Below are 13,798 nucleotides of genomic sequence, written 5' to 3'. Positions count from 1 at the left end.
AAGTTTTTCGGTTTACATGGGTCTACCAGCCGGGGTTCTGCACGAGCAGGTCGCTGCGCTTCATCTCGTCCAGCGGAATGGGGTAGAGGTAGTTTTTGTTCTTGAAGACGCGGGTCTGCATCTTCGTGCGGGTGTAGTAGGCGGGCTGGGGCTGATCGACGTTCATGCCGGTGAAATCACCGCCCTGACCGCCTTCGCCGGGGGCCTTGTCGGCGATCATCCAGCGGCGCACGTCGAAGTAACGCTGTCCTTCGGTGGCCAGTTCGATGCGGCTTTCGCGGCGGATGGCCTCGCGCTGCAACGTCTGGTTACCCTTGATGGCGGGATTGAGTACGTCCAGGTCTTCCACTCCGGCGCGCCGGCGCACCAGGTTGACGTATTTAAGCACGTCGTCGTTGCCCGGATCCACCTCGTTGAGCATTTCGGCATAGAGCAGGTAGAACTCCGCCAGGCGGAAGATAATTACCGGACGGTACTTCGAGGTTACAGCGCCCGAGATGTTCCCGCCGTAGACGGTGCGGTTCATACGCTTGTAGAGCATATAACCCGTCAGCGGGGCGCCGTCGGCCACCGAGTTGTCGTCTTTGCCGCCCCGGTAGAACTGGATTTCCTGATTGCTCATGTGCCACTTCATGCCCGAGAAGGTGACGGTGTTGTAGAAACGGGGCTCGCGGTCGATGTACATTTTCGACACCGTAACGCCGTTGTACGTCCCCATCTCGGTTTCGTTACCGGGGTAGAGCTCCGATTTGTCCAGGAACGAGGTAGCCTTGATGGGTTTGCCGTCCTTCATGTAGAAGTCGTCGACAAGCTCCTGCAAAACGTGTAAACCGCCCTGTCCCTGGGGCTGCGAACGCGGAGTTGCGAAGGTGTCGAAGGCCTGGTCGCCCAGTTTACCCCACGAGTTGGTCGACGTGGCCCAGATAATCTCCGTGTTATACTCCTGGAAGAGTTTGTAGAGGTCGTCGGCCGGATTGCCCGTGTTGAGGAGTGCATAGCGGTTGCCCTGCTCGGCATAGTCGAGCAGATCGCGCAGGCGGTCCACCGCCGTCTGCAATTTCGATTCGTCCCGGTCGGGGAAGAGCCGCTTGCCGTCCTTGTTGGTCAGCGCCACGGCCTCGGGCCAGCCGCCGTTGAAGAGCGGGCTGGCCGCATAAACCCACAGCTTCGCACGCAGCGCCAGCGCGGCGCCCTTGGTAGGCACGGCGCGCAGGTTCTCCGTGTTATGGTAAGGCTCCTGCGCCATCTCCTCCATGCACTCTTTCAACTCCCGGTCGATGAATTGGATCACTTCGTCCAGCGAGTTGCGCGGAAGGTCGAGATCGTCTCCCAGCTCCATCGAATGGTCGACGATGGGAACCGGTCCGTAGAGCTCCATCAGGTAGTAATGGTAAGCCGCACGCATGAAGCGGACGTTGGCCTTGTAGAGCTTGATTTCGTCTTCGGTCAGACGGGCGGCGTCGGGACCGCCTTCGTCCACGATGGCATGTGCCCGCTCCAGGAAGATATTGGCCTGGCGGATACTCTCATACAGTGTGTTCCAGCGCTGCGAGTTGCCGTTGGCCGAGTTCCATTCGGTGTACTTGCCCGCATTGTTGGCCAGTCGCGTATAGATTTCGTCGGCATACGCGGTCCAGGGGTTGCCCATCGGGCTGCTCGTAACCCATACGGCCGAATAATCCGGACGGTTGTTGAAGACCTGCGAATACCATTTTTTGGTACGGTCGACATTGCTGAATACCTGCGAAATGTCGGAGATGCCGCCGGCCAGCTCGTCGGATACGTCGAGGAAGCTGCACGACCAGACCGTGCAGGCCAGCAGTCCGATGGAAAGTATTTTTACAAATTTCTGTTTCATAGTTCGTTCTCCTTGATTAGAAGTTCACTTCGATTCCCAGCGTAAAGGTGCGCGACATGGGATAACTCATACCCTGGTTGCGGTTGCCCTGTTCGGGGTCCCAATACTTGATGTCGTCCCAGACGCAGAGGTTGTTGCCCAGCATGTAGACGCGCACGGCGTCGAGCCGGAGTTTGCGGAGGAAGGTCTTGGGCAGGTTGTAGCCTATTTCGAGGTTCTTGAAGCGCAGGAAGTTGCCGCTCCGGAGCCACCACGTACTGGGTTCCTTGTTGACGTTGTGGCTGTAATGGCTGTGCAGACGGGGCATCGTAACGTCCTGGCGCGGATTGTCGGCCGTCCAGCGGTCGAGGAACAGCGTGCGGTAGTTCGACTTGTCCTCATACCAGTTGAAAGGCCAGAAGTGGTTGTTGCCCGAGGCCAGCAGCACCGACGAGTTGCCCGTGCCCTGGAAGAAGGCGCTCACGTAGAAGCCTTTGTACTCGACGTTGAGGCCGAAACCGTAGTTGATTTCGGGGTTGTAGGGATGTCCCACGCCGCGCTTCTTGTCGTTGCTGTCGATCACGCCGTCGTGGTTCAGGTCGGCGTACTTGATGTCGCCCGGGCCGAGGGTTCCCTGCAATGCGTTGCGCGGAAGACCCGGACGCAGTTCGTAGGAATAGGTCCCGTTGGGGTTCTGCGTGCGGATGAAGTCGTCTTCGGTGTAGAGACGCTCGGCAATGTAGAGCGTGTTCTCGTTCACGCGCGTGCCGGTGATCCGCTGGTAGTCGTAGAGCTGTTTCAGTTCGTCGTACTCGACGATCTTGTTGCGGGCGAAAGTGAATGTACCGCGGGCGCTGACGCGGACTTTGCCGAAGTCGTGGCGGGCGTTCAGGCTGGCGTCGACGCCCCAGTTGTCCACGATGCCGTAGTTCTGCCACGGTTTGGCGTGGAAGCCGGCGACGCCGGGGATCGTGTTGCGTTCGAGCAGGATGCTTTTGCGGCGGTTGTTGAAGTAGTCGGCCGTCAGTTCGATCTGGTTGTCGAAGAAGCCCAGGTCGACGCCGACGTTACGTTTGGTTTCGATCTCCCAATGGATGTCGTTGTTTATAAAACGCAGGTCGTAGATACCGGCGCCCATGCCGTTCGAGGCCGAGGTTCCGATGCCCTGGTTGAAGGTGTGGCCCTCGGTGTTGAACGTTGCGCGGTAAAGGAAGCGGTCGGTTCCCGTGTCGTCATTACCCGTGCGGCCCATCGAGAGGCGGATTTTCGCGTTGTTCATCACCTTTTTCAGTCCTTCGGGATAGAATTTCTCGTTGGAGACGAAATAGCTCAGACCGACTGCCGGGAAGAATCCGAAACGGTTTTTCTTGGCGAAAGTCTCGCTGCCGGTGTAGCCGAAACTACCTTCGATGAAGTAGCGGTTGTCGTACGAATAGGTCACGCGGCCCACGATGCTCTGTTTGCGGTAGGGAAGCACCGGATCGTTCTTCTGCTGCTCTTTCTGCATGTAGAGAATCATGGCGCTGACGTTGTGGACGTAGTTGAAGACACGCTGGTAATTGATGGCGCCTTCGATATAGATTTTACGCAGGTAGCTCGTCGAGGTGAATTTGGGGTCCACGATTTCGGGCGATCCCGACGCAGTCGTGGTGAAGACCAGGTTACCGTCGGCATCGCGGCCGCTGGCGTGGTAGAGACTCGGCCAATAGTCGCGCAGCGTCTGCGAACTGCCGTCGTAGTCGAAGCTGACGCTTCCGCGGGCACTCAGGCCCGGGGTGATGAATTTCAGGTCCTGCTCCAGTTTGATGTTCGACTGGATCTTGACGCCCCACTCCTGGCGGTAGCCCTGGTTGTAGAGCATGTTGTAGGGGTTGCGGTTGTTCGAATCGGCCTGTTTCTCGTAGGAGGCCAGTGTGCCGTCGCTGTAAATGGCCGGAAAGAGGTACGACGGCGTGTGGAGCATGAAACTGAAGATGTCGTCGGCCGAACGGTTGGCCGTGCGGCGGTGTACGTACTGTCCCGAGAGGTCGACGCCCAGGCGCGTGGTCTTGCTCACTTTCAGGTCGATGTTGCTGCGCAGATTGTAACGCTCGAAGCCGAAGTTGCTGTCATACTTGCCGTTGGGGTTCTCCTTAAAGACGCCGTCCGACTGGAAATAAGCCATCGAGACGAAATATTTGGCGTTCTCGGCGCCGCCGCGGAAATTGAGCGTGTAGCGCTGGCTGTGCACCGCTTTCTTGACCAGTTCGTCGATCCACTGCGTATTCGGGTAAAGGTCGTTGTCCGCGCGGTCGCGGTAGAGTTGGATTTGCGCAGAACTGAAACTGGGGGTGAGTCCGTCGTTGAACCGGGCTTCGTTGGCCAGTTCGAGGTAGTCCCACGAGTCGACGAACTCGGGAAGGCGCTGCGGCGAGGCGACCGACTGCTCGATGCGGAACGAGATTTTCGGTTTGGAGATCGTACCGCGCTTGGTGGTTACGAGAATGACGCCGTTGGCGCCCTCGGCGCCGTAGACGGCTGTCGCGGCGGCATCCTTGAGGATGCTGAAGGTCTCGATCTCGTCGGCCTCGATGTTGTTGATATCACGGGGGATTCCGTCGACGAGCACCAGCGGGTTGGTTCCGCCCTTGAAGGTGCTGATACCGCGGATCCAGAATTCGGCGTCGTCACGTCCCGGTTCGGCGCTGCGCTGGATGCTGATCAGGCCGGCGAGCTGTCCGGCGAGGTTGCTCGTCAGGTTGCTCGACGACGACTGCATCAGGTCGCGTGACCCGACGGTGGCGATCGAACTGACCATTGCCTGGCGTTTCTGCTTGCCGTAGCCCACGACGACGACCTCTTCGAGCAGGTCCGTGTCGGATTTGAGTTTGACGTTGATCACTTCGCGGCCGTCGGTCGGCAGGGTCTGCGACAGGTAGCCGATGTAGCTGACCGTGATCTGCTGTTTGGGCAGTACGTCGATGACGAAAAGTCCGTCGGTGTTGGTCGTCGTTCCGACGTTGGTGTCCTTGATGTAGACGGTGGCGCCGACCAGCGGCGATCCGTCGGTGTCGGTGACGGTTCCGGTGATGCGTCGTTTCCCCGGTTGTGCGGAGGCGCCCTGTGCATATGCAGCGCCGACGTTCACCGACAGGAACAACATAAGAAGCAGGGCAAGGCTTACGCTTTTCAGGGTTCTGGCGCGCCCGATGCTTGTTTTATAAAAATTTGCCATACGGTTTTAGATGATTGATGATGATAATTCGGGGTTGTTCGGGCCGTGGAGCCCGCGGTCCGGGAGGAGGGTTTCGTCCCGGACCGAATGTTCCTTCATTCGGTCTGCTGTGGTTTTTTCATAGGCTTGCAGGAGAGTTTTAGGTTTGTTTTCGAGATGTTTATTTTTGTTCGTTTGCCAGTTCGGTCAGTGCGTAGGCGCACCACATCACGGCAGCCTGTCCGTGCAGGTCGCCGGTGTATTTTTCCCGGTCGCGGTAGTAGGCGTAACTTGAGCCGGCCCCGGTTCCGCAACAGACGTTCCGGATTTCAAAGTCGGTCCGCAGATAGGTCTGGAGTCCCAGCCAGCCTTTGCGGGCCACGGCGCCGTAGGTTTTCTCGTCGAGCCAGCCGTTCTTCACGCCGAGGATCATCGCGTAGGTGAACATCGCCGATCCGGAGGTCTCCTCCCACATGTCGCCCTGGTTGGGATAGATCAACTGCCCCCACAGGCCGCTGTCGTACTGATAGGCGCTCAGCGTGGCCATCATTTTTTTGTATTCGGCGAGTATCCGGCTGCGGTAGGCGTCGTATTTCGCATCTTTGGGGAGCATCCGCAGCATCTCGGGCATACCCACGGCCATCCATCCGTTGCCGCGGGCCCAGAAGAATTTGGCGGTGGGTGCGTGGTAGAAGACTCCGTTCTCGCCCGGCAACTGGTCGAGGTAGAGGATCATCTCCTTGGCAGCGCGTTCGATATACTTTTCGTCGCCCGTAGCCAGGTAAGCCTGTGCCTGGAGCGCCGTGATCATGAACATGTCGTCGATCCACAGGCGCGTCTGGTACGAATAGCCCTGGTCGTGCCATTTTTTTGCATTGGGCAGTTTCTCGGTGTATTTCGTGTCGGTCGGCAGTTCCCACTGCTGGTCGGCGTAACGAAGGCCCAGATCGAGGTACTTTTTGATGTCCTTTTCGGCCGCGCCCCGCTGTTTCTTGACGTAGTAGATGTGGAGCGGCACAGCGCCGAAGATGTTGTAGTCTACGGCATTGTTTTCCGTGCGGGGAATCTTCGTCACGAGGCTCTTGTTGGGCTCGATGCTCTTGTCGTCCACTTCGAGGAACTGGTCGAATTTTGCTACCAGGCGGTTGAACAGGTCGTTGTTCCCCGATGCTTCGGCGTACCAGAACGCTCCCAGCCAGGCGCAGATGTCGGGATAGGAGGTCAGCGTGCTTTTCGAACTGGAGTGCATGTCACCCCAGTTGGAGTTTCCCGAGCGGATGAAGAGTTCCACGACGCCTTCGCCTACGGTCTTGGGATCTTTCCGGTCGGGAAAGTTGACCAGGTCGTAATCTTCGACTCCGGGCGTCGGGTCGGGCGTAGGCTTGGGTTTTACGCCCGTGCCGGTGGTCGCCTTTTCGGTGCACGCCGCCAGGCACAGCCCGGCGAGGGTGATTCCGAGGAGGACTGATTTCAGGATTTTGCTCATAATGGGATTTGTTTACCGGTTCGGGGCCAGTTTATACGGTTTCACGTCGCAGGAGAGCGCATAGGCGCACCACAGCAGGGCGGCCTGTCCGTGCATGTCGCCGGTCAGGCGGCGGCGGTTCTGGTACCACTCGGCGCTGTTTTTGGCGCCCGTCCCTTCGCAGACGTTGCGCAGGTTGTCCTGCTCGTCGAGGTAGGAGAGCAGCGTGATCCACGCTTTGCGGGCAGCCGTGCCGTAGATCTTCTTGTCCAGCCAGCCGTTCTTCACGCCGAGGATCATCGCATAGGTGAACATCGCCGTCGAGGAGGTCTCCTTCCACGAGTTCGGGTCGTCGATGATCTGCCGCCACATGCCGTCGTAAGCCTGGTAGCGCAGCAGCGTCTCCATCATCTGCCGGTAAGCCTTTTCGACGCGCGGACGATAGGGGTTGTCCTTCGGGAGCATCCGCAGCATCTCGGCCATGCCGACAGCCATCCATCCGTCGCCGCGGCCCCAGAAGAAGGGCGTGCCGGTGTGGTGGTAGAAGAGTCCGTTGGGGCGCTGGATGCGGTCGAGGTAGAGCGCCATTTCGCGGGCTGCACGGTCGATGTATTTCTTATCGCCGGTGACCAGGTAGGCCTGGGCCTGCAGGTCCGTGATCATGAACATGTCGTCGACCCAGAGGCGCGTCTGCCACGAGTAATCCTGTTCGGCGTACTGCTTTGCCTCGGACAACTGTTTGTAGTGCTGCGGGTTCTCGGGGAGTTCCCACTGGCCGTCGGCGTACTTCATACCCAGTTCCAGGTATTTCGGATCGTGGTTGCGCTTGTAAATCTCCAGGGGCACGGCGCCGAAGACGTAGAAATCGACGACGTTGTGGGCCTTGGGGAACAGCTCGGGCTGCAGGTTCTTCTGCGTGGTGAACAGCGGTTCGAAACGCTCCACGAGCCGGGTGTAGAGGCTGTCGTTGCCGGTTCCCGTGGTGAACCACAGGGCGCCCAGCCACGCGCAAACGTCGGGGTAGGTGATCAGCGTCACCTTGTATTTCGATTTGATGTCGCCCCAGTGCGAATGCGGGGTCTGGAGGTAGCGCTCGGTGAGCCTCACGCCGATCTCTTCGGGTTGGCAGCCTTTCGGGAAATGCTTCAGGTCGTAGCTTTTCTGCGCCTGGACATTCGAGGCCGTTGCGAGCAACAGCAGGGTCTGTGCAACTAAAATAAACTTTTTCATGCGGTTTTCGGTGGTATTATTCAGTTTGGTTTACGAATACGGTGGTGTTTAGAGGGTTTCTCCCGAAGGCAGCAGCAGCGATTCGCCCCATCCGGCGCCGGTCCCGAAGTTGGGCGTTCCGTCGGCGTTCCACGTGAATTTCTCGACGAAGGGGTAGCGTTCGCCCCAACCGCCGTCGGAATAGCGCATGGCGTGATAGACGATCCAGTCCTCGGTTCCGTCGGGCGACTTGGTGAAGGTGCAGTGGCCCAGTCCGTTGACGCCCGATACCGGGTCTTTCGTGTTGTCGCAGCGCCAGAAGACGTAATTGCTCGACTTCTGCCAGTCGCCGGGGTTCATCGGGTCGCCGCTGTTCATGTCGAGCATCAGCCACGCCAGCCGGTAGTTCTTGGTCCACGAGGGATTGCAGGAGTAGACGATGAAGAGTTTTCCCTTCGCCTCGTTGATCAGCACGGCGGGACCCTCGTTGATTTGCCGTCCGTCCATTGTTTCCCAGGACTGCGTCGGGGTCGAGATTTCGACGAGCGACGAGGAGATGGTGTAGGGGTTCGACATCTTGGCGATGCGGATCTGCTGGATGCTGTTGGTCTTTTCGTTGCCCGACCAGACGGCATAACGCTGTCCCTTGAGCTCGAACGTCGTCAGGTCGATCGCATATTCCGTATTCTCGATCGTGGGTTTGATGCCGGGCTGGTAGTTGTCTCCCGTGTAGAGCATGCCCATGTCTTCCCATTCGCCCAGCGGGTCGTCGGTCTTCGAGCGGAGCGTGCCGCTGCGCTGCGTGGCGTACCCTTCGATTCCGTCCTGGCCGCGGCGTCCGGCGGCGTAGTAGACATACCAGCGGTCGCCGATGTGGAACAGTTCGGGCGCCCAGAGGTCGGCGATGTTCCACGGCTTGGTGGGACCTTCGTAGGGCAGGCTCCACTTCTTGGTGGTGCTGTTGATCATGGTGAGCCGCGTGGAGCGCGAGATGGCGATGCCGTTGCCGCTCGCCTTGCAGGTGTAGTAATAATCGCCGTCGCGTACGATATACGGGTCGGGCATCGTCGCGATATTGCCCCCGATGGTGATGGGGTTGGTGAATGTCAGCGCCGACTGTGTGACAGCCACCTCGACGGGGTTGACCCCGTCGGCGTTGAAACGGACGATACCCGTGCGTTTCTCCGTGTCGTTCGCTTCGAAGGAGATGCGGACCGCCAGGTCGCCTTTGCCTTTGCTGCGGTCTACGCTGAGCCATTTGCTGCGCGGTTCGGCGGTCCATTCGGCATTCGACGAGATAAAGACCTCGAACGAACCGGAGCCGTTGCCCACCATCTTCTCGCTGAAGCTGACCCGCAGGTACGACTTTCCGGTGTTACTGCTGCCGGAATCGTCCTTGCTGCAGTTGTTGCAGCACAACATCATCGTTCCGACGATCATAAAAATGCTGAAAAAGGAGAGTTTGTGTTTCATATACGCTTTCGTGTTGGTTATTGGATTATTTCGAAGTGGTTTGTAACCGGCGTAACCATTCGCGCCGGGTGGTTTTGCCGTCTGCCGTTACCTCGCGCCCCGCGAGCGAACTCCACAACCGGGCCGTGCTTTCGTCCGTCACGCGGTCGAGCCCGGCTTCCCATTCGGGGAAAAAGCCCCGCAGCGCCAGCCGCTGCGCTTGGGCGTAATCGGGATCGCCGGGTTTCATATCCCGCAGGTAGACCAGCGTCGCCCCGTGGCGGAGCAGCCGTCCCTGCAGCGAGTCCGCCGCAATCCCGCGAACGTCCGTCCGGGCGTCGATGGCCAGCGCCGCGGCTGTCCCGGCAGCTTCGCCCAGGGCCATCCAGCAGGGTTCCATGCGCAGGGTCGAGAATCCGACGTGGCTGCCCGAAACGGCTGTCGGGAAGAGCAGGTTTTCGATCTTCCGGGGGACCATCACGCCGTAAGGAACCGTATAGACGGCCGTCGGGTGGCTGAAAAACCCGTCGAGGTGTATGCGCCCCGCCTCGCGTTTGCGCACGGCGTGCGAGTCGAGGGCATAGTGGCTTGCGGTAACCGAACTGCTGTGGAGCGGCGGACGCTTCCCCTCGGCTTCGGGCAGGGCGTCTTTGGCGGTGAAAAAATAGCAACCCTCCAGCCGCCGGCCCTCGCGGACGTATACCTGGCGCGGAAATCCGCCGTTGTCGCGGTATTCGTCGGCGGCGAGGCCCCACCGTAGGCACTCTTTGCGGAAGTGCGCCGGCAGCGACTCGTCGTGCTGGGCGAACCACAGCAGGCCCAGCGTGTAGTCGCGCAGGCGCCGGGCGAAGCGGTCGCGCCACGCCCAGCCGGCGGTCGGCCACGGCCAGTTCTCTTCGGGCAGGTCGGTGGAGATAAGCGCGAGGTGTTGGTTGTTGGCGTCCGTCTTGGCGTTGGGCAGCCGGGTCATGCTCGTCACTTTGGCCATTCCCCATGCGTCGCCGGGAGCCGAGGTCCGCTCCCCGGCTTCGATGCGCCGGCGATTCCGGGCGATCGTCGCCGAATCTGCGTTCCGGTAACGGGCATCCGTGTTGCGGCCGTCCAGTACGTCGCCGACCAACGAAGCGAACTCTTCACGGTCGTAGTTTTCGGGTTTGGGGACGGCCAGCCGGTTTTGCGGGTCGTCGGTCAAACAGAGGCGGTAGTTGTAAGCCTGGATGGCGTCGTCGCCCTCGTAGGTCGTGCCCTCGGCGTCGGGGCCGTGTTTCCACCAGCGGTAAATCTTCCCGGCGCAGGGTTCGCCGTATTCGTCGGCCCCTTCGCGTCCGGTCCGGAACGGAACCCCGGCTGCGGCGCCCAGGTCGCCCTCGTAGGTCGCGTCGATGAACACCGCGCCGCGGTAGTGCTCCTCCCGGCCCGTCGTACGGTCGAGGATACGGATCGAGACGATCCGCTCGCCCCGCTTCTCGACGTAGCGCGCCTCGGCGTCGAACTGGCGGCCGGTCAGGACCGTAATCCGTCCGGGGCCCGCCTCGGCGAGCATTTGCCGGAAACTCTCTACGGCTACCGAAGGCTCGAAATGGTATCCGTCGCTGCAATCGCGCGCCTGCGGGGAATCTGCGCCGTATTTTTCGGTGTAATGGGCTTTGTTCAGCGTCACGAAGCGGGCGAACAGTCCCGCCGTAGCGCCCCGTGTAGCGATGTCCGTGGCTCCCAGTCCGTTGGCCGGGAGTCCGCCGATGTGAGCCGAACGTTCCAGGATGACACTGCTTTTTCCTTCGCGTGCGGCGGCGATGGCGGCGGTGATCCCTGCGGGAGTTCCGCCTACGATCACTACGTCGTAGGAGCGTGTGCGGGCTTGGGTTCCCAGGGCCAGCACGAGGAAGAGGATATGCAGCGAAAGTTTCACGGGCGTTTGATTTTGACCTTGAATTCGCGCGTGTCGAGGTTGAAGCCCCGCACGACAAGCGTGTATTCCTCCCCGGGGAGTTTGTCGAGCGCCGTTTCGATGCGGACCGTCCGGCTTTCGCCCGGCATCAGGCAGATGAAATTATCGGTGTAGAACGAGGGACGTACGGGCTTGCGCCGCTCGTCGAGCCACTGAACCTGCGTGAAGAAGGCAACTGTGCGGCCCGTGTTTTTCAGCCGGAGGTCGATGTAGTGGTTTGTGTTGTCCGCCGAGGTCTCATAAGCCGCGGCGACTTTGGTTTTGGCGAGTTTCCCGAGCGACTGGAATCCCGCCGTCGCCGGGCCGGTGAGCGTGTTGGCTCCCTTGTATTCGTTGTCCGAACGCCAGTAGAAGTTGTCGCCCACCTGTTTGCCGCTCTCGTCGAAGAGTTTGAGTTTGATGAACTGCACCGGGGTCTTCGACGCCGCGAAGTTCAGTGTCAGCACGTCGTTCGCAACCCCGTCCTCGGGGAGGTCGACCACTGCCGACTGCGCGTCGATGCGCCGCATGTCGAGGTCGTAGACCTCGGCCGAGACCTTGTAGTTGCGGTAGGCGCGGTAATGGTCGTTGACCACCGAAACCGTGTTTTTCAGGTAGTCGAACTGCGGGTGGAGGGGTTCGCAGGCATTCTGTGCGGCATAAAGCGCTGCGGTGGGTTCGAGCGACCAGTCCCACATGCGTCCGGCTACCTGGCGCATGGCCGAATTGTGATACCAGTAAAGGAATCCCGAGGTGTAGCGGTCGCCGTAGCCGAGTTTGTTGTAATTCCAGACCTCCCAGATGCTCTTGTAATTCATCGCTCCCAGGAACTGCGCCTTTTCGGCGAACTCCTCGATGCTCTTCGAGGGGCCGTATTCGTTGGTCATGTCGGTGTAGAGTGTCGACATGAGGTGGAAGCCGTTGCCGTCGGAGTAGTCCCAGACCTCTTTGTTGATGGGCCACAGGTCCTTGTCGTCCATCATTTCGCGCAGGCATTCGACCGTCGGCAGGCACGGGGCGCCGTATTCGGGATTGAAGCCGTAGACGCGGCTGCCGCGCGGCGAAGCCTTGTCTTCGTAGTGGCTCATGATGTTGACCTGCTTGTAGGGGCTGCCGTCGTGGATGCCGCCGCATTCCGACTGCATCTGGTAGCCGCGCGTGCCGTCGAGGCGCGCCAGCAGCCGCTCCGTCTGCGGCATCTCCGTGCTCTCGTTCGAGGAGACGTAGTAGGCCAGCGATGGATGGTTGCGGATGCGCTTCACCGTCGAAATCACGTTCGAATAGTAGATGCCTTCGTCGTTGGGGTGGTTGGTGTCGCCCGTCATCCAGAACTCCTGCCATACGAGGATGCCCAGCGAGTCGCAAAGCTGGAAGAAATAGTCCGATTCGGTGATGCCGCCGCCCCAGAAACGGATGAGGTTCACGCCCGACTGGGCCGTGTAGCGCAGTTCGGCGTAGGTGCGTTCGTCCGACGTGCGGAGCATGGCCTCCGGCAGCCAGTTCGTGCCCCGGATGAAGAGCGGTTTGCCGTTGATGCTGAACGTGCGCGAACGGTCCGGCGTGGCGGTCGTGGAGGCGATTTCCCGGATGCCGAAGCGCGTCGAAATCGAGTCGCTGACCTTGCCGTCGAATTCGACTTTCAGCGTCAGGTCGTAAAGTTCCTGTTTCCCTTTGTTCAGCGGCCACCACAGGCGCGGGTTGCGGATCACCAACTGCGGGAACTCCTCGGGGGTGAAAACCACCTCTTTCACTTCGCCGCGGTAGAGTGACACCTCCTTTTCGAAGCGGATGCCTTCGCCCCGGATTTCGCCGCTGACCTTGGCTTTGCGCCAGACGTTCTGCGGAATGTAGTCGGGATAGGCGACTTCGACCGAGACGGTCTGGCGCGCCACGTCGTAACCGGGCTTGGAAAGTTCGGATTTTACGAAGGGATGGGCCAGGCGGACGCGTCCGGTGGCGAACAGCGAGATGTCGCGCCAGATGCCGGTGTTGCGGTCGCGGATGCCGTCGAGGTAAAAGAAATCCCAGCCTACGGTCATCAGTTGCGTCACGTTGCGGCCGATCTCGCCGTTGCCGCCGTTCTGGAACTCGCCGCTGGCGCCGAACGACTTGCCGCCCTTGGGGCGGATCGTGCCGGGCATGTCTACGGGATAGACCTTCACGGCCAGGACGTTCGCTCCGTCGAACGAGACTTTGTCGGTGATGTCGATCACGCGCTGCTGGAACATGCCGGCCGTGTTGCCCACCATGTTGCCGTTGAGCCATATTTCGGACCGGTAGTTGATTCCGTCGGCCTGAAGCCAGATTTTCCGTCCGCCGTATGCCTTTTTGTCGAGCCGGAACTCGGTCCGGAACCAGTAGGTGTAGAAATCCCGTCCGACCCGGTAAAGATCGGGGATAAGTTCCGATTCCAGTTTGTTGTTCAGCCCGTAGTAAGGTTCGGGATAGACTCCGTCGTAAACCAGTGAGTTGAGCACCGTTCCCGGCACTATTGCCGGCAGCCAGTCTTCTGTTGTGAGTTTGTCCGTGGAAACCTCCTCCGAGCGGACGCCGACCTCGCCGGCGCGCTTCATTTTCCAGACGAATTGTCCGCCGTGGCCGTCCGCCGAAGTCAGGGTGTGGATGTACTCGCGCTCTTTCTGCGCGGTCTGTGCCGGTGCGGCGATCGGGATAATGAGGAAGAGAAGCGGTAGTATTCTTGCCATTTTTCAGTCG

7 protein-coding genes are annotated in these 13,798 nt (G+C 60.1%); all 7 read right to left on the bottom strand.

The window, feature by feature from the left end; translation table 11 throughout:
• Positions 1–22 precede the first annotated feature (22 nt).
• Positions 23–1,858: a RagB/SusD family nutrient uptake outer membrane protein gene (locus KG007_RS03940; protein ID WP_213347435.1), complete on the bottom strand. Its 1,836-nt coding sequence runs from the start codon at positions 1,856–1,858 to the stop codon at positions 23–25.
• 16 nt (positions 1,859–1,874) lie between these two features.
• Positions 1,875–5,051: a SusC/RagA family TonB-linked outer membrane protein gene (locus tag KG007_RS03935; protein ID WP_195459801.1), complete on the bottom strand. Its 3,177-nt coding sequence runs from the start codon at positions 5,049–5,051 to the stop codon at positions 1,875–1,877.
• 160 nt (positions 5,052–5,211) lie between these two features.
• On the bottom strand, positions 5,212–6,516 hold the full coding sequence (locus KG007_RS03930) for a glycoside hydrolase family 88/105 protein (protein ID WP_195459804.1): 1,305 nt from the start codon (positions 6,514–6,516) through the stop codon (positions 5,212–5,214).
• Between the two features lie 12 nt (positions 6,517–6,528).
• Positions 6,529–7,725, bottom strand: coding sequence for a glycoside hydrolase family 88/105 protein (locus KG007_RS03925; RefSeq protein ID WP_213347434.1), 1,197 nt, complete (start codon positions 7,723–7,725; stop codon positions 6,529–6,531).
• A 48-nt stretch (positions 7,726–7,773) separates the two neighbouring features.
• A complete protein-coding gene (locus KG007_RS03920; protein ID WP_213347433.1) occupies positions 7,774–9,177 on the bottom strand; it encodes a family 43 glycosylhydrolase in 1,404 nt (467 codons plus the stop codon).
• A 25-nt stretch (positions 9,178–9,202) separates the two neighbouring features.
• A complete protein-coding gene (locus KG007_RS03915; protein WP_213347432.1) occupies positions 9,203–11,065 on the bottom strand; it encodes an FAD-dependent oxidoreductase in 1,863 nt (620 codons plus the stop codon).
• Complete coding sequence (locus KG007_RS03910; RefSeq protein WP_213347431.1) at positions 11,062–13,788, bottom strand: glycoside hydrolase family 2 protein; 2,727 nt, start codon at positions 13,786–13,788, stop codon at positions 11,062–11,064. The genes KG007_RS03915 and KG007_RS03910 overlap by 4 nt, the downstream gene beginning before the upstream one ends.
• Positions 13,789–13,798: the final 10 nt, after the last annotated feature.

It is taken from the genome of Alistipes montrealensis, assembly GCF_018362775.1.
GTDB classification, from domain to species: Bacteria; Bacteroidota; Bacteroidia; order Bacteroidales; family Rikenellaceae; genus Alistipes; species Alistipes montrealensis.
This window is presented reverse-complemented; position numbering and strand designations above follow the sequence as displayed.